The following is a 16820-nucleotide window of genomic DNA, read 5'->3' on the forward strand; positions in this document are numbered from 1 at the left end:
ACCCCTTTCGTTTCTCAACGTACCCACTATCTTCATGAAACTCCTTTCTTCGGAACGCGGCTATTTACTCATCGCAACAGTGTTGCTGCTGGTGCTGTTTACCCGGCTTTTTTTCAATCGGCAACCGATGCTCACTGCGGCCACCATTGATTATGATACCGGACTCAAACTGAACCTGGAACCGGGTCTGCGTGCCTCGGCCATTCAACGGCTCCTTCGGCAGGGGAACTACCTGACCGACCCCCGCGACACGGATCTGATCAGCGATTCACTACAGACCAAACTTACGCAGAACGGTACGCCCGATAACCTGGGCGCCATTAACAAACGGGCGTTCGCCATCCGCACGCCACTTGCCTGGCAAAGTAAGATTGGCGGTAATGACTTCCAGAGCCGCCTGCGCGTGTCACGGCAGCAAATTGGCTTCGATTCCGTCCTGTATAACCGGGAGCTGAACCGGCCGGCAACGTACCCAGCGGTGGTTGGTTCAGGCGGCGTTCAACTGACAGGCCGGGTAGTCGACGCATCGCCCGACGCCAGGCCCCTGGCCGCTGTGCTGGTACAGTTAAAACATCACGTACCAAACCGGGATCCGGCCGTTGATCTGCCTGGTGAGCTTACCTACGCCCGCACCGATACCGACGGCCGCTTCACCTTTGCTGGTTTACAACCCGAAGGGGCCTACAGCGTATTGCCCCTGAAACCCGGATTCGAATTTGGCAGTCGACGAGGCACGGCAACACTAGCCCGCTCTGCCGACTACACGTTCACCGCCCGCCCGCACACCCTCCGGCTGATAGGCCCGCTGGCCTATGGTCAGTTGAAAGCTGATCATGCCTTTACCGTACGTACCCCCACTGCGTTCAGGCTGCTCTTCTGGCTCCAGGTGGTCTTATTCCTGGCCGCGTTCTGGGCCGTTCACCTGATCTGGACCATCCGTCGTTTTCAGCCCGATCCCTTGCTATTACCCATCCTGATGCTGCTGACAGGACTGTCTGTACTCACGCTGCTGGCCATTCAGGACCCGTTGCAGGATACTTTTTACGGTAGTCAGGCCGTGTGGGGCGTGGGACTGGGGCTGTTGGGCCTAACGGTCGTCTCTCAGCTCAACATCGGCAAGTTCTATACCCGCTGGTGGTTCGATCCCATCCCCAATATCGCGAAACGAGCCACCTTCCGCCTGACGGGCTGGACCTGGTTGCTGCTCGCTTTCGGGCTGGCAGGGCTGACGCTGGCCATTGGTACGGGACCCGAGGGCAGTGGTGTGCGGGTAAACCTACGGATTGGTGGTCTGCTGTTTCAACCGAGCGAGCTGACCAAATACCTGACGCTGCTGTTTCTGGCGGGCTTTTTTGCAGCCAATGAAGAACAACTCCGCACCCTGCCCGATCTCCGCTGGCGGTGGCGCGTCAGTATCGGCGTGTTCATCAGTACGGGCCTGCTGATGGGGCTTTACCTGCTGCTGGGCGATATGGGGCCGGCCCTGGTGATTGGCTTCACCTTCCTGCTTTTCTACACCATTGCCCGCCAGACGCTGGGTATCACGCTTCTGGCGGGGTTCATCTACGGCGTTGCCCTCTGGTTACTTCCCGGCCTGACGGCTACGCTGATCGGCCTGGTGGCGGCTATTGGTCTGCTCATCTGGAAAGGGCACGCCCGAACCACAACGGCCACTGGCTGGCTGGCCTTACTGGCCGAAGGGCCCGTCCTACTGGTGCTGGTGCTGGCGGCGTTTGCCTTTGGTGATCAGCTACCCGTTGTTGGCGACCGGCTGGCCGACCGCAAAGCCATGTGGCTCAGCCCCTGGAACAACGATGTGTATGGTGGTGACCACCTGGCCCATAGCTTCTGGACATTGGCTACCGGCGGCTGGACCGGTCAGGGTTTGGGCAACGGGTTTGCCACCGCCATGCCCGCTGCCCATACCGACATGATTTTGCCCAGTCTGGCCGAAGAACTTGGCTGGGTGGGGCTGGTTTCAGTCTGTCTGTTGCTATTCATGCTGCTTCACCGGACTTTACTTCACGCACGGCGGTCAGGCCAGCCATTTAGTTTTTATTTATGTGCGGGCATTGCGCTGGCAACGGGTGTTCAGTTTCTGTTGATCGCCTGCGGATCACTCGGTCTGGTGCCCCTGACGGGTATATCCGTACCGTTTCTCAGCTACGGCAATGTATCGCTGATCATCAACCTGACCGCTATGGGGGTGGTATTCGCTATCGCCAGTCGCCCCGGCGAAGCCATCCAGCATACGTACCTGGACAAACATTACGACCCTGTTTTAGCCACCGGCATTGCGGGTTTTCTGCTTGGTGCGCTGGTGCTCGTTGGGCGGGCAGGCGACGTATCGCTCCTGCATTGGGCCGATTATATTGTGCGCCCAAGCCGGGTACTCAGCCGCGACGGGTTACCCGTTTACAGCTACAATCCACGCATAAACCGGATCACCGATGCCCTCGCTGCCGGTACATTGTATGACCGGGGCGGCCGGATTCTGGCCACCAGCTCGCCCGATTCGGTTCGTCGGAACCTCCCGCAGCTTACACAGGCGGGCCTCGACGCCCCCCGCCTCAACCAACTGACCGGCAAGCGACTGAAGCGATTTTACCCCTTCGGCGAGCAGTTGTTCTACATGGTTGGCGATGCCAACACACGGCTCTTCTGGGGCCAACAAAATGGCTATTTCGCCGAAGCCGCTCACCTGAGCGACCTACGGGGTTTCGATAACCACCCGCGTCAGAACACGTTGCTAACCACCCGGTATCGCTCCGATCGATTTACGCCAGCCATTGACCGGGCGCTGACATTGCCACTCTACGACTACCGCGAACTGGCGCCGGCCATACGGTCGGGCATCGACGGCCGGGTGGTTGAGGCGCACAAAAACCGCAACCGAAACCTGCAACTGAGCATCGACGCCGCCCTACAGGTTGATCTCCAAAACGCGCTGGCCCAATCGGAATACAACGACAAACGACTGTCAGTAGCCGTGCTCGACGCAGCCACCGGCGAGGTGCTGGCCTCAGCGATGCATCCCCTGCCGAACCTGCAACGTCCCGACGAACTGGCCATGCCCGACCGCGACCGGATGAAATTACCTTACCTGACCACCGAGCGCGACCCGGCCCTGACGTACCCGACCGCGCCGGGTTCAACAGCCAAGATCATGACGGCGACGGCCGCGCTGAACAAGCTGGGTCTGGAAGCCGCCGAGGTAACCTTCCCGATCAGTTGCGGCGAGATCATCCGGCGGGGCAAAACGGAAAGCGAGCCCTGCGGCGGTCGGGTCGATATGCGACAGGCCATCGTTCGGTCGAGCAACGTGTACTTTATCCGGATTGCCAACGAGTATACACTCGACAATGACCTGGCGAAACTGTATCTGGCAACGGGCATGAACATCGATTATGTGGGTGGCTACTCCTTTGCCGATACGCGCACCGCCACTGACGAGGCCCGGATTCTGAAGCACTGGCACGACTCTTCCTTCGTGGTTCGTCGGAATTTGTATAAAAGCCTGATGTATCCACGTCGGTATCGAAGCGAGTTTTCGGGTCTGGCCTGGGGGCAGGGTCAGTTAACCACCACACCGGCGGGGCTGGCCCGTATGGCTGGGGCTGTAGCGAACGGTGGTGTCATGCAACCCTCACGCTACGTGCTGAAACGGGGAGGCAGATCTGTCCCTATGGCGAAGGGTATACCACTCACCCAGCAGCCTGCCGCCAACCTGATTCGTGACTTCATGATCGAGCAATCGAACCCCGGCGGGCGGGCAAAAATCAGTATCAGCAAAGTAGCCGGGAAAACGGGAACGCCCGAACGGATCGTTATGGGCGAAAAACGGAATGACGGGTGGTACGTTTTCTTTGCGCCTACCCCCGACGGCCGGTCCCACACGGTCACCTGTGTGCGCATCGAACTGGGCGAATCATCAGCCGATGCGGTTAAATTAGCCAACACCGCTATTGCCCCTATTTTGAAAGAACGAGGCTATCTTGGTTCGTTTTAGGGGGTAGGGTAAACAGGTAGTTGACGGAAGCGGGTGCCTGAGGCTACCTATTTCCCCAATCCCTTCCCGTTTACCTTTATTTCTCAATTACACGATCACTCACCAATACCCATGGCCTTCATCGATTCGTTAAAGCAGTTGTTTGGTTTAGGAACGTACCCAGCCGACACTACGGCGGCCGCCGAATCGGCGCTCAACGTACCCGCGCCCCCTTCGTCGGGTATGCCAACAACGCCCCGGCAGCGCGAAAATCTGTATCGGTTCATCGTCGAAAAACTGGGGGCCTACTCCAGCGAAACGGATGGGTTGCCTACCGGGTTAAAACTCTGGGTACGTTGCCTCGATACGGCCGAGGAAGACCACATGGCGGTAGCCCTCTACGCCACACAACCGGGTCATTTTCGGAATGAGTTAAGCCGTCACCTGGCCGATCAGTACATCAAACTCGCGCCCGACTGGACATTCAGCTGGCAATTTGTGCGCGACGACCTACCAGCCGACTGTACCTATCAACAGGGAAATATCGGGTTGGAGGTTACCCGGCCATCGTCGGGTAAACCACTCAAGATGCGCGTGAGAACCCTGACAGGCCAAACGACCCAAACATTTTATATTCTCGATCCAGCCCAGCAAACCGACTTTCGGATCGGCCGGGGCCGAACGGTTGAAACCGCCTCCGGGCGTGTTCGTACGAACGATATCGCCTTTCTGGATTCGAACGAAGTGGGTTACGATGCCTCACGGGGCGAGCCAAACGGGAGTGTAAGCCGGCAACACGCCACCCTCCGCTACGATGCCGCTACCCGCCGCTACCGACTGATGGCCGACGCGGGTGGCCTACCTGCCAACGGCAACAAAACCAAAATTCTTCGGGCCGACGATACCGTTGAACGGGCCGATCTCCCCGGCGTTGGGTACACCGTCTCACCCGGTGACCAGATCGAATTGGGCGGAGAGGCCAAGCTCCTGCTGGAAGCCATGTAGGGCTGCCTGTTCGATACCGTGCCGCATCCGCTATCTTTGCGCCACCATGCGTGATGCCCTGAATCAAGCCGACACCACCTTTTTCCTTTTCCTACATGGTCTTCACACGCCCTGGCTCGACCCGGTGATGGTCCTGTTCACGGAGCGCAACACCTGGATTCCATTCTATATACTGCTGGTTGTCTGGCTCGGCTGGCGCTTTGGCGGGCGGGCCGTAGGTATCGTGCTCACATTGGCTATTGCGGTTGCGGCCAGTGATCAGGCCTGTACATCCATTCTGAAGCCAATCACGCTTCGGCTTCGGCCCTGCCATGAAGCGGCCCTGCAACCGCTGATGCACCCGGTGTTGCCCTGTGGCGGGCTGTATGGTTTCGCCTCGTCGCACGCGGCCAACACATTTACCCTGGCTATGTGCCTCTGGCTATTGTTCGGTCGGCGTTACCCAGGCCTTCGATGGCTGTTTTTGTGGGCATTCGTTGTCTCCTACAGCCGTATCTACGTGGGTGCCCATTATCCGCTCGATATACTGGCGGGAGCTGGCGTGGGTACGTTGGCTGCCACCGTCGCTGTATCTTTGTATCATTCGCTGGCGGGGGCTGCCTACTCATTTCGCCAATAATCTCACCGACCTATGTCGTTTGCTTCGCTTCACATTCGCTTTCAATCGGCCGGTATGATCCCGGCACCCTACACGCATTTCTACGAACTTACAGCCAGGCCTGACCCTAAAGGTGGGTTACAAATCGAATTCGCCATTACCTATACCGACCGGGAAGAGCTTGACGAAGAAGATATCGTGGGAGAAGGGTTCACGCTCACCGATGATTTCTCCTGGTCGGGTCAACTTGGCGCCGCCTGGTTGCCGGTTATCGACAAGCTGGTAGCGACCACGCAAATGGCCCCTTTCGATGAAACAGCGCTGGATGAGGACGATGATTTCCTGGAAGTAACGATCGATAAAGGCCAGAATGGGCGTTCCAACGTGGGGACACCCACCGACGCCAATACATTTTTGTATGCTATTCAGGAGTTGATTCAGGCAATTTATGAGGCGGGCGGCAAGGAAAAACCGTTTGAACTCAGCTACCTCAGTTACCAGCGTAGCGGCGACGATGAAGTGCATCTCCAGGCACAGTTTGCCACCCGAACGGTTAAGCTGGTAACCATCAGGCAGCAGCAGCAAAGCCGTTCGACCATGCCCTGGGAACAACTGCGCAGCCTGATGAGCATTGTCTTTGCGCACGATTTTATTCCCGGCGAAGGCACCGCAAAGCCGCCCAAACGGGATGGCCGTTACCTGAACATTGGCACAGATGAATGGTACGACATCAGCACGCTCGACGACATTAGCGACGCCATGGCGCGGTTTTTAGAGTAAGCTGACGGCCATTGCTAATCAGGCACGTACCCAGCAGCCGGAGCGCACCTGACCCGCTCTGAACAGGCAGACGTCCTGCTCAACAAGGCCAGCCTGCCACAAGGTCTGGGGCCAGTTTGTCCACGTTTTCACCGGAATACCGGCCGTTAGCCTGAAAAAACGCAGCATCACCCACATATAAGCCCGTTGCCAGTACCGTTGCGGCCGGTCGAAGTCGGTCACGATCAGCTGACCACCGGCGGGCAAATGCGCAAGCAAGCGGGGGAGCATGTGCGTCGTCAGGGTGTCGATCAGGTGCACGTCCAGCACAAACGGAAGCAGTATATACTCGAACAGCTCCATGGCCGGTACATCCCGCTCGGTACCCAGCACAAACGCGACTGGCGCGTGGGGCTGGGTACGTTGCTTCGCCATTTTCAGCATCACGGCCGATGCCTCGACGTACAAAACATAGCTGGGCTGGCGGGCCAGCAGATGGGCTAAGGTGCCACCGGTGCCGCCCCCCAGCACAAGCACCCGGCTGCCCGGCCTGATGTGGTCAATTCCCCACAGTTGCGCCCGTCTTAACGATTGGCCAAACGCCAATCGGGCCAATAAATCATAAAAGGGAGCGACCCGATCGAACGTCATAGCCTGAGAACGTACGCAAAAACAGAGAAGCCCGACCAGGGCAACCAGTTGGTGAAACGACTACGGGGAGGCTCAGCGTTTGCCCAATTCAATAACCTGCATATCACTGATCCGGCCGGCATCAAGGGTGAATCGTATACAGGTACGTTGCACATGAAAGCCCGTTTTCCCGGCTGCACCTGGATTCAGGTAAAGCATATTGGCCAGCTTAGGGTCACGCACCACTTTCAGTATGTGCGAATGCCCACAAACGAACAGATTGGGCGTATTGGCCAGCAGTTCGGGCCGAACCAGTGGGTTATACCGGGGAGGTGCCCCCCCAATGTGCGTTATCCAGACAGCGAACCCTTCCAGTTCGAACCGCAGATTGGCCGGATAATCCCGTTCTGAATCGATGTTACCACTCACAACCCGCAAGGGCCTGAAATCGGCCAGCTGACGAACTACCTCAGCCGCTCCGACGTCGCCCGCGTGCCAGATTTCATCGCAATCAGCGAAATGAGTAAACACCGCCGGGTCAAGGTAGCTGTGGGTGTCGGATATGAGTCCAATTCGGGTCATAGAAACGTAGTCTGTCGTTTTTCCTTTACTGTCCTCTGTTCCTCCCCCCAGCAATGGCACGCAAATTGGCAGAACAGCAGAAGCCAGTAAAGGAAAAACAGCAAACCCACTTTCTTTATTTCAATATCGCCTCCTTCATGTCTGAGCGCATCCGTTTTTTGTCCAGTTTACCAACGCTGGTTTTCGGTATGTCGGTCACGAACAGGATACGGTCGGGTACGTACCACTTGTTCAGTTCGCCCCGGTCGACGCGTGCCTGCAGGGCGGCTTTGATCGCCTCGGGTTGCAGCTTATCCCGATAGTCAGGTTTAGGGACAATGATCGCATGAGGGCGTTCCCCCCATTTTTCGTCAGGCAAGCCGATGACGGCCACTTCGGCAACGCCTTCCAGCTGCGACAGTAAATCCTCAATGTCAAGCGAAGACACCCACTCCCCACCCGTTTTGATCACATCTTTAGTCCGGTCGGCAATGTGTACCCAATTATCGGGGGTAATGCTCGCTACGTCGCCGGTGTGTAGCCAGCCGTACCGCCATAGCTCGTTGCCGCGTTCTGGCTCCTGCCAGTAGCCCTGGGTCAGCCAGGGGCCACGCGCCACCACTTCCCCAACCGCTTCGCCATCGTGGGGCATAAAATTGCCCAGCTCATCCATCAGCCGCATCTCAATGAAGGGGGCAATACGCCCAGCCTGCGTCAGGAGGGGAACCTGCTCGTCGATGGACAAGGTCCGTTCGGTATCATTCAGGTACGTTACCGACATAATTGGCGCCGTTTCTGACATGCCATACCCCTGATAGACCCGAATGCCCATTTTCATGGCAGCAGACGCCAGCCCCCTGGTCAGCGCGGAACCACCAATGATCACCTTCCAGCGGCTCAACTGCTCGCGGAATTGACTGGCAGCCGGGCTGCTCACCAGCATGTTCAGGATAGTCGGTACGCAATGCGAAAAGGTCACCCCTTCTGTCAGAATCAGCTTCAACAGCAGCTCCGGTTCATATTTACCCGGGTAAACCTGCCGCGCCGACAACATCGTGGCCAGATACGGAAAACCCCATGCGTGAACGTGAAACATGGGGGTGATAGGCATATATACATCTGTGTTCGACTGGAACGACACCGCCTGATAGCCGCAGACGTAGGTACAAAGCCCCATGGTATGCATGAACAATTGCCGGTGTGAGAAATATACGCCCTTGGGGTGGCCCGTTGTTCCGGTTGTATAAAAGGTCGTAGCCAGCGCGTTCTCGTCGAAGTCAGGAAAATCGAATGTAGCGGATGCCGCCGCCAGCAAGGCCTCATACTCACCGGTAGTATTGGCCGGTGCCGTATACCCCGTCAGGTTTACCTCTTTCGTACGGGCATCATATACCGAATCGCTGATGACAACGATGGTATCAACGGTGGTCAGCTGCGAACGGATACCGTCGAGGAGCGGTAGAAAGTCTTCATGGACCAGCACTACCTTATCGGCCGCATGGTTCATGGTGTAGAGGATCTGAAAAGGCGACAGCCGCACATTGATGGTGTGGAGTACCGCCCCAAGACAGGGAACGGCAAAAAAGGCTTCGAGGTAGCGATGGCTGTCCCAATCCATCACAGCTACTGTATCGCCGGCGTCAACCCCTAATTGAGTTAACACATTGGCTAATCGTTGCACTCGCTCATTGAATGTCCGATAAGTCATTCTGAACAGATTACGGTATACAATCTCCCGATCTGGTTCATAGCGATTGGATTGTCGCAGCAGGTTTTTGATCAGCATCGGAGGCTCATGGGCCGTAGATACCCTGGGAATCAGACGAACAGACATATAGTGAAAGGTTTAGAGAGAATAAGCACAAGGCTTGTTCCTGTATGTATGGCGAAAGTAACCGATTTTTCTAATCACAAACGCCCTATCACTTAATAACGATTAAGTAACACAATTCCAATATCGACCGCCTGATTAATAAAAGCCAGGATCGCCGGCGTCAACCCATGTATCTTATCGAGTGGCCCGCGCGTTGGCAAGTGGTTTGTACCGTGACCAGGCACGTCCACAGCGTGGAATACTATCCACGAAATTGGGCATACGGTGGGACTCTATCACGAGCAGAGCCGGGCCGACCGCGACAACGCCGTCACGGTGCTGACCCAGAATATTCAGCCCGGCTACGAGACGGATTTCCAGACCTACGGCCAGCAAAACAAAGACGGCTTCGACCAGCCCGGGGGCTTCGACTTCAACTCGGTGATGCTGTATCACTCCTGGAGCTTCTCGGTCAACGGCCAGCCCACGCTGGTGAAGAAGGACGGCTCCACCTTCGATGTCAACCGCACGGCCCTCTCCCCGCTGGACATCGCCACCGTTCAGACGATGTCGTCAAGACCGCCGCTGAAAGGGTACGCAAGGATTGCTACATACGTTTCTCAGCGACGATCGAGCCGTTCCTACCGATTAAGTCAATAAGCTGACTAACAGATAGTTGATGTAAAATATAGTTATTTTTCGCGTTGAGGGATGCCCGTATGCTGGCAATAAATTGGGGCGCCTGATGCTGTCTGAACTCAGGTAAGCAGCTCTACCCGGGAGGACTAAAACACACACCTCTTTAAAGTTACAATAGTCTGATTCAAGCAAACACTAAGTTAAAATAGTGACCCATAAAAGCATATATCTACTATATCTATATATTAGACAAATTAAGTATTCTTACTTGGCCTCAGTTAGTGCTATTATTGGCATAAAAAACGATTTGCGCGTAAATAAATACGCGCAGAATAGCTATATCATCTGTTTGTCAACAGGCACCCGTGCCAAACTCTGGTCTAAAATTTGAGCAATAACACTTGTTTCCAACTGCATTTATCCAAACATCCATGAACAACATTTCACTCACTCATGCTGGCGCTGCGCTAGCCGTTCTTTGTCTCATTGGTTGCTCAACCGACCAGCCACTCAACCAGCCTGCTCCTACGGCTGTTGCCCACCCCCTGGAAGTGGCCTTCCCCAACCAGCCGGGCACTATTCAGGCAGCTACTTTCCGGGGACAGCCCATCTCCTACCATGTCATCAATGGGCAAGCCTTTATGCAGGGCGACATCATGCTGCCAGCCGATGAATTAGGCGATGCCGACCATGCCACGCAGGGAGCGGGGCGCACCCTCAAGAGCCTGCGCTGGCCCAGCAAAATTGTTTATTACACCATCGATCCTACACTGCCAAATCCACAGCGCGTCACCGATGCTATGGCCCATTGGGAGGCTAACACTGCCATTCGCTTTATCCAACGCACTTCTCAACTCAGTTATGTCACCTTCAAACCCGGCGGGGGCTGCTCATCGTACATCGGTCGAATCGGTGGCCAGCAGTTTGTAACCCTGGCCGACTGGTGCACAACGGGAAACACTATCCACGAAATTGGGCATACGGTGGGACTCTACCACGAGCAGAGCCGGGCCGACCGCGACAATGCCGTCACGGTGCTGACCCAGAATATTCAGCCCGGCTACGAGACGGATTTCCAGACCTACGGCCAGCAAAACAAAGACGGCTTCGACCAGCCCGGGGGCTTCGACTTCAACTCGGTGATGCTGTATCACTCCTGGAGCTTCTCGGTCAACGGCCAGCCCACGCTGGTGAAGAAGGACGGCTCCACCTTCGATGTCAACCGCACGGCCCTCTCCCCGCTGGACATCGCCACTGTTCAGACGATGTATCCGTAGGCGACTCGTTTAGATACGTTTAGGTAGTTAACCGGTCCACAGTAGTTGGTTTACCGCTAAAAGTCAACGTTGCGCAACCAGGAATGAACCTGACGCGTTACTTTGGGTTTTAACCTGTAGGCCTGATACTGTGGGCCGTTTGCTTTGTACCACTCCGGAGTGGTACGCCCTACTGTATGTCGTCGACTGACCCTGTTTCTTCTGCCCCCGCGCACGACCCCTATGCTTCGCTGCGTATTCCCGATTTTCTTTACTATATCCTGAATTCATTTTTCATCACGGTGACGCTGTTGATTCAGGAAGTGATTCTGGGCTATGAACTCTACAAAATCACCCGCGATCCACTGGCGCTGGGCCTGGTCGGTTTAGCCGAGGCCATTCCGTTCATCCTGCTCTCGCTTTTTGGTGGCCATCTGGCCGACCGACGTGACAAGAAGCGTATTCTTCAGGTTAGTCTGATCGTCATTATGCTGGGATCGGTCATCCTGTATGCGGCCTTTCGCCCAGCGGTAGTCAGTCAGTTTTCGCAGACCGTTCGTTTAGCCGTGATTTATGGCGTGCTCATGTTGATCGGTACCGCCCGTGGATTCTATTCGCCCGCCAGTTCATCGCTGAAACCTTTTCTGGTTCCTCGCGAACTATACGCGAATTCATCTACCTGGAGTAGTTCGTTCTGGCAGGCCGGGGCCATCGTGGGACCAGGCGTTGCGGGGCTTCTCTATGCAGCTATCGGTTTTGAGAACACGTTACTGGCGGCTATTTTCCTGTATGTACTCTGTTTTATCTTCCTGTCGCTCATCAGTAGGCATCCCGTTGTCCCCACGCATTCGGTGACCGACGTGGGGTTCTGGAGCAGCCTGCGCGAAGGGTTTGCCTTTGTGTTTTCCAATCGCATCGTGTTGTATGCCATCTCGCTGGATCTGTTTTCGGTTCTGTTTGGTGGCGTAGTGGCTATTCTGCCCATCTTCGCTGAAGATATTCTGAAGGTCGGTGCCGAAGGGCTGGGAGCCTTGCGGGCAGCCCCATCTATTGGCGCGGTGGTAACCATGCTGACCATGGCCAAGTATCCGCCCACGCACAACGCCTGGCGTAATATGCTGCTGGCCGTTGCCGGGTTTGGCGTGGCCACGATCATCTTTGCCCTGTCGACCAACTTTTACCTTTCGCTGGTCATGCTGGCGCTGACCGGGGCTTTTGACAGTGTCAGCGTGATTATCCGACAAACAATCATGCAGATTTTTCCGCCCGACCATCTGCGCGGACGGGTGGCAGCGGTGAATGGCATTTTCGTTAGTTCATCAAACGAAATTGGCGCGTTCGAATCGGGCGTTGCTGCCCGTATACTGGGCACCGTTCGGTCGGTATTGGCGGGCGGCGCCGTTACGGTGCTGGTGGTGAGCTATATCTACACCCGCTCTAAAGATCTCTTCAAGGTAAGGCTTAGTTAAATCAGGCAACGTACCTGTCTAGCTCTGGTTGCAGGTCATCAGCATCTGCTTCACATCAGCCCCTGTTTTGAGCTTTAACCAGGTAGTACTGCTCCCGCCCCACGAAGCGCTGCTTGCCATGATCATGGCTCATGGGGTAGCTTCTTTTTTGACCGGCCTCCTCCGGCTACCGTAACCAGGCCTTGTGCAACTCCTTTTTCCGGAACATACGGCGAGCCACTGCTGGTGCTGTACCCGGCCTGGCCGGGATTGTAGATGGCGACAGACGTATACGTACCTGACGAATTGGGGATTGCCTGTGCAACCGGCAGGTGGGTGAAAAGCAGGCTAGTAGCCGTAGCAACGAAGCGGTAAAACAGCAGGGTGAGCACCAGAGCGGCACACCCAATACAGGTAGTGCTGCAGCCGCTGGTTAGTAAGCCCCCCTATCTCAGGCTTCTGTATACGCCACATTATGCTCGCTCAGGAACCGTTTGATCACGTCGACATGGATACAGGCTCCTACGTTCAGGAATGGATAGTTAGACACCCGCGCCTTACGGCCGTTCACCATCACGTCGCGCCCTTCAATGTCGAAGCCTAAATGAAGGTGTCGCGTTTCAGCCTGCATGCCATAAACGAGCCCGTTTACATCGAAGAGAGGGCCTCCACTTTGCCCACGGAGCCCCGGTGTACTGAGCTCGATACCTGTCACGTTGGTGCCATTATCTGACAGCAACCGGGTAATAATTCCGTCGATGGGAAATTTAGGCGTAGTATCCCTTCCTTCAGTAATCCACTCTATATCATCCTGTTGGGGATTGTAATGGTAGTTAGTAAACTCCGGGAATGGATACCCCAACCGGCAAAGTGACCGTCCGGGCCGGGCACGGCTACTATCGCGCAGGAAGGTAGCATGGCTACTGTACAGAATACGGTCATACCCTTTGAACCGGATGATCGCCAGATCCTGTGTGGGGTGCAGATCGACCTTTAGTTCGGTGAACTTATCGACGCAGTTCATGAACATGTTACGTACCCGGATCACAGTCTCGCCCTTGAAGCCATACTTCGTCTCCAGCTTCTGAAGCAGATGCGCATAGTTCTTATCGCGCTGAAACTGCCGCAGCTCGGCCCGGAATGCATTGAACTGACCAAAGATCGAGTCAGACTGGACGATCAGCTCCGCCACGTGCTTACAGGTAATGGCGCAAGCCTCGTTGTTGACAAAAAAGAGGGTGGCCGAACCCGGAATAACTTCGTTGTGGCCGTAGAGACGAATAATGGAATGAATGGGGCGGGTAAATGGATCGACGATGTCAATCGCGTCTGCGAACATAGGTAGTAGTCTAAGTCGCAAAAATAATCCGTGTATCAACGCGAGCGTCTGCGTTGATACACGGAACAGGCAATTAAATCTTCGTCACAACAACGTCAATTCGCCGGTTTTGCTGACGACCTGCTTCTGTGTCGTTCGTAGCTATCGGTTTTTCGGCTCCGAAGCCCTGCGTCGTGACGCGACTGGCGGCAACGCCGGCCGATGTGAGCACCGAACGAACAGCATCGGCCCGATCGAGCGATAGCTTTTTGTTGGCAATAGCATCGCCGGTATTATCCGTATGGCCCTGAATGTTGATCTGAAGGGACGGATACGCGTTCATGATCTCGATCAGATCAGTCAGATTGGGCCGCGACTGGGTGGTGATCCTGGTCGAATTGGTGTCAAACGTCAGGTTTTCAAAGGTAAATGTACGCGGTAACGGTCTGGCTTTACCCGCCAGAAACTGCGCCAGATTGGCGTTGAATGTATTCGCCGCCACGTTGATCCGGCGTCCGCCAGGAAGGTCCATCTGCCGTTTTTCTTCGGCAGCGGCCGCCGCCGCGCCGGCAGGTCCGCCCGGCAACGTACCTGCCGGCGTACCGTTTGATTCGGCCACATTAGCCCGCGTCACCACTGAAGTGTCCTCACGACTGTCGGGCTCTGTTCTGGCCGTGGTATCGGTATAAACACCGTCTGCCCCCGTTTGTGGTTGTCGACATTTCTGAATGATCAGGAACAGGATCAGGGCACCCACGGCAATCATGGCCCAGCGCAACCAGTTGATATTCTCACGTTCCCGTTCAACCAGCGGACTTTTTGGAATATCCGGGTTAACGGGTGTGCTCATGAATGTGGTCACGCTCTGCGCTTCGCCGGTATCGGGCACCCCTAGTTTATCAAAGCCAAGTGAGGTCGCCAAACTCGCCAGACCGGCAGGCATTCCCGCCCGAATATCGGCGATCTGCCCGCCTATCAATGTACTAAGGTTCAAGCCAGTCATCCCGTTTTCGAGCGACTGCCGCCCAAGAACACCTTCGAGCGTGGCCGCTACCAGGTCCATCAGGCTCAGCGCCGATGTTCTGTTGATCTGGCTGTGATGGGCTATTTCGCGGGCTACCCGCTCAACCTGCGTAGGCAGTATCCGCTCAACAAAAGTGCTTCCCGACGAAACGGCATCGTGTAGTTCGGCATCGGTATCGCTCACCTGGGCGATATCGAGTGGAGTTGCTGTTTTTGTGTAGGTGGTATGCCGAAGGAAATCGACAATTTCGTCGGCATCGGCGAGGTTGTGGGTACGTTGCGCCAGGCCGCCGAGCAGGGTTGGAATGATCGCCTTGACAGCAATGCCGGTATGGGCGGGGGTTTCGCCAATTCGCTGGCCCAGCTGGTCAATGACCGAGGGCGTGAACTGGTCGGAGAGGTAAGCTAGCAGATTGACAGCCATAGTTCATTACGAAGAGTGAATAGGCTATCAACCGGTGCTATCGGAAATAGTTATACGTTTCGAGTTTCAGGTGTCAAGATTCAGACGGCAACCGCGGCGGCATACCTGAAACTTGACACCTGAAACTTGACACCTGAAACTCGAGTCTTACTTCTTATCTACTGCGTGGCCACCAAATTCGTTACGCAGGGCGGCCACAACTTTACCGGAGAAGGTATCTTCCTGTAGCGACCGGTAGCGCATGAGTACCGACAGGGCAATGACGGGCGTTGGAACACCCATATCCAGTGCTGTTTCGAGCGTCCACTTTCCTTCACCCGATGAGTGCATCCGGCCCAGGATACCGTCTAACCTGGCGTCTTTCGTGAACGCGTTTTCGGTCAGCTCCATGAGCCAGCTCCGAATGACTGAACCATTGTTCCACATCTTAGCCACGGCTTTGAAATCGTAGGGGAACGGGCTCTTTTCCAGCACTTCAAATCCTTCAGCAATCGACTGCATCATACCATACTCGATGCCATTATGAACCATTTTGGTGAAGTGGCCACTCCCCGCCGGACCGGTATAAAGATAACCGTCTTCAACCGACATATCTTTAAATACCTGATCGATGTACGCCACCACTTCCGGGTCGCCACCAACCATCGTACACGCCCCGTTCAAGGCGCCATCCATACCACCACTTGTACCACAGTCGACGTAGTTAATGCCTTTTTCTTTCAGCATCCCGTAGCGCCGGAGTGTGTCCTGATAATGTGAATTACCGCCATCAATAATGATATCGCCTTCGCTGATCAGGGGCAACAGCTGGTCAATAACCCGGTCAATCAGCGGACCGGCCGGAATCATTAGCCAGAGCACACGCCGCCCCTCGAGCGCCTTACAGAGATCGGGCAGGGTTAAAACGCCCTGGGCGCCCTCTCCCTTTATGTCATTCACCAACGCTTCGTTGATGTCGTAACCAATTACTTCGTGCTTATGGCGCAGTAAGTTCAGCACCATATTAAAGCCCATTTTACCAAGGCCAACAAATCCAATTTGCATAAAACAGACGGAGAGTGGAATGAAACTAAATGCCGGAAAAGCCCCGGAAAGCCGCGTAATGTTACGCATAGCCCGGCATTTATCCCACGGCAACCGTCGGAATCTGTCCGTAAGGCTCGCCGGCCAGCATGGTTTGTACCACAAAATCATCTACTTCAATCGGCTGATCGAGTAGTACACGGGCGTTGAAAAAAGCCCAGAGCAGTTCATCAGAAGGATTATACACCTGATTCAGCCGGGCCAGGTCCTGAATACTTGCCTTCAGCGAAGAGGCCACACTCGATTGGTTTTGTTGGGTAAACATGGGCGTTTGA

At 55.5% G+C, this 16820-nt stretch carries 15 protein-coding genes; 7 read left to right on the forward strand and 8 right to left on the reverse strand.

From position 1 onward, the window contains the following. Nucleotides 1-34: 34 nt before the first annotated feature. The 4 genes from ACAW75_RS04430 to ACAW75_RS04445 all read left to right on the forward strand — a co-directional run bounded on the left by ACAW75_RS04430 (nucleotide 35) and on the right by ACAW75_RS04445 (nucleotide 6371). Nucleotides 35-4009 (forward strand): FtsW/RodA/SpoVE family cell cycle protein, encoded by a 3975-nt coding sequence (locus ACAW75_RS04430; protein ID WP_370727467.1) that lies wholly within the window; start codon nucleotides 35-37, stop codon nucleotides 4007-4009. 111 nt (nucleotides 4010-4120) lie between these two features. Next, nucleotides 4121-4993 carry an FHA domain-containing protein gene (locus tag ACAW75_RS04435; RefSeq protein ID WP_370727468.1) on the forward strand — a complete coding sequence of 291 codons (873 nt, stop codon included), beginning with the start codon at nucleotides 4121-4123 and terminating at the stop codon, nucleotides 4991-4993. Nucleotides 4994-5039: 46 nt separating this feature from the next. Continuing rightward, nucleotides 5040-5612, forward strand: a complete 573-nt coding sequence (locus ACAW75_RS04440; RefSeq protein WP_370727469.1) for a phosphatase PAP2 family protein — start codon at nucleotides 5040-5042, stop codon at nucleotides 5610-5612. A gap of 12 nt (nucleotides 5613-5624) precedes the next feature. Continuing rightward, nucleotides 5625-6371, forward strand: coding sequence for a hypothetical protein (locus ACAW75_RS04445; protein ID WP_370727470.1), 747 nt, complete (start codon nucleotides 5625-5627; stop codon nucleotides 6369-6371). Between the two features lie 18 nt (nucleotides 6372-6389). Here ACAW75_RS04445 and ACAW75_RS04450 read toward each other — a convergent pair whose 3' ends face one another. From ACAW75_RS04450 to ACAW75_RS04460, 3 genes are all read right to left on the reverse strand, one after another. Beyond that, on the reverse strand, nucleotides 6390-7001 hold the full coding sequence (locus ACAW75_RS04450) for a methyltransferase domain-containing protein (protein ID WP_370727471.1): 612 nt from the start codon (nucleotides 6999-7001) through the stop codon (nucleotides 6390-6392). Between the two features lie 72 nt (nucleotides 7002-7073). Then, entirely contained in the window at nucleotides 7074-7562 is a 489-nt protein-coding gene (locus ACAW75_RS04455) for a metallophosphoesterase family protein (RefSeq protein ID WP_370727472.1), read from the reverse strand. A gap of 115 nt (nucleotides 7563-7677) precedes the next feature. Continuing rightward, nucleotides 7678-9375: a fatty acid--CoA ligase gene (locus ACAW75_RS04460; protein ID WP_370727473.1), complete on the reverse strand. Its 1698-nt coding sequence runs from the start codon at nucleotides 9373-9375 to the stop codon at nucleotides 7678-7680. Nucleotides 9376-9627: 252 nt separating this feature from the next. Here ACAW75_RS04460 and ACAW75_RS04465 point away from each other — a divergent pair, with 252 nt between their 5' ends. From ACAW75_RS04465 to ACAW75_RS04475, 3 genes are all read left to right on the forward strand, one after another. Next, on the forward strand, nucleotides 9628-10014 hold the full coding sequence (locus ACAW75_RS04465; RefSeq protein WP_370727616.1) for a M12 family metallopeptidase: 387 nt from the start codon (nucleotides 9628-9630) through the stop codon (nucleotides 10012-10014). 410 nt (nucleotides 10015-10424) lie between these two features. Continuing rightward, nucleotides 10425-11270 carry a M12 family metallopeptidase gene (locus ACAW75_RS04470; protein ID WP_370727474.1) on the forward strand — a complete coding sequence of 282 codons (846 nt, stop codon included), beginning with the start codon at nucleotides 10425-10427 and terminating at the stop codon, nucleotides 11268-11270. Between the two features lie 176 nt (nucleotides 11271-11446). Then, nucleotides 11447-12718, forward strand: a complete 1272-nt coding sequence (locus ACAW75_RS04475) for an MFS transporter (protein ID WP_370727475.1) — start codon at nucleotides 11447-11449, stop codon at nucleotides 12716-12718. 122 nt (nucleotides 12719-12840) lie between these two features. Here the strand turns inward: ACAW75_RS04475 and ACAW75_RS04480 are convergent, their stop codons facing one another. The 5 genes from ACAW75_RS04480 to ACAW75_RS04500 form a co-directional block, all read right to left on the reverse strand. Beyond that, nucleotides 12841-13089 (reverse strand): hypothetical protein, encoded by a 249-nt coding sequence (locus ACAW75_RS04480; RefSeq protein WP_370727476.1) that lies wholly within the window; start codon nucleotides 13087-13089, stop codon nucleotides 12841-12843. A 59-nt stretch (nucleotides 13090-13148) separates the two neighbouring features. Continuing rightward, nucleotides 13149-14036 (reverse strand): S1 family peptidase, encoded by an 888-nt coding sequence (locus ACAW75_RS04485; protein WP_370727477.1) that lies wholly within the window; start codon nucleotides 14034-14036, stop codon nucleotides 13149-13151. 73 nt (nucleotides 14037-14109) lie between these two features. Then, a complete protein-coding gene (locus ACAW75_RS04490; RefSeq protein ID WP_370727478.1) occupies nucleotides 14110-15462 on the reverse strand; it encodes an OmpA family protein in 1353 nt (450 codons plus the stop codon). A 147-nt stretch (nucleotides 15463-15609) separates the two neighbouring features. After that, nucleotides 15610-16506, reverse strand: a complete 897-nt coding sequence (gnd, locus tag ACAW75_RS04495; RefSeq protein ID WP_370727479.1) for a phosphogluconate dehydrogenase (NAD(+)-dependent, decarboxylating) — start codon at nucleotides 16504-16506, stop codon at nucleotides 15610-15612. A 79-nt stretch (nucleotides 16507-16585) separates the two neighbouring features. Beyond that, nucleotides 16586-16810 (reverse strand): hypothetical protein, encoded by a 225-nt coding sequence (locus ACAW75_RS04500; protein WP_370727480.1) that lies wholly within the window; start codon nucleotides 16808-16810, stop codon nucleotides 16586-16588. Nucleotides 16811-16820: the final 10 nt, after the last annotated feature.

Origin of the sequence: Fibrella arboris, from assembly GCF_041321095.1 — a bacterium.
GTDB classification, from domain to species: domain Bacteria; phylum Bacteroidota; class Bacteroidia; order Cytophagales; family Spirosomataceae; genus Fibrella; species Fibrella arboris.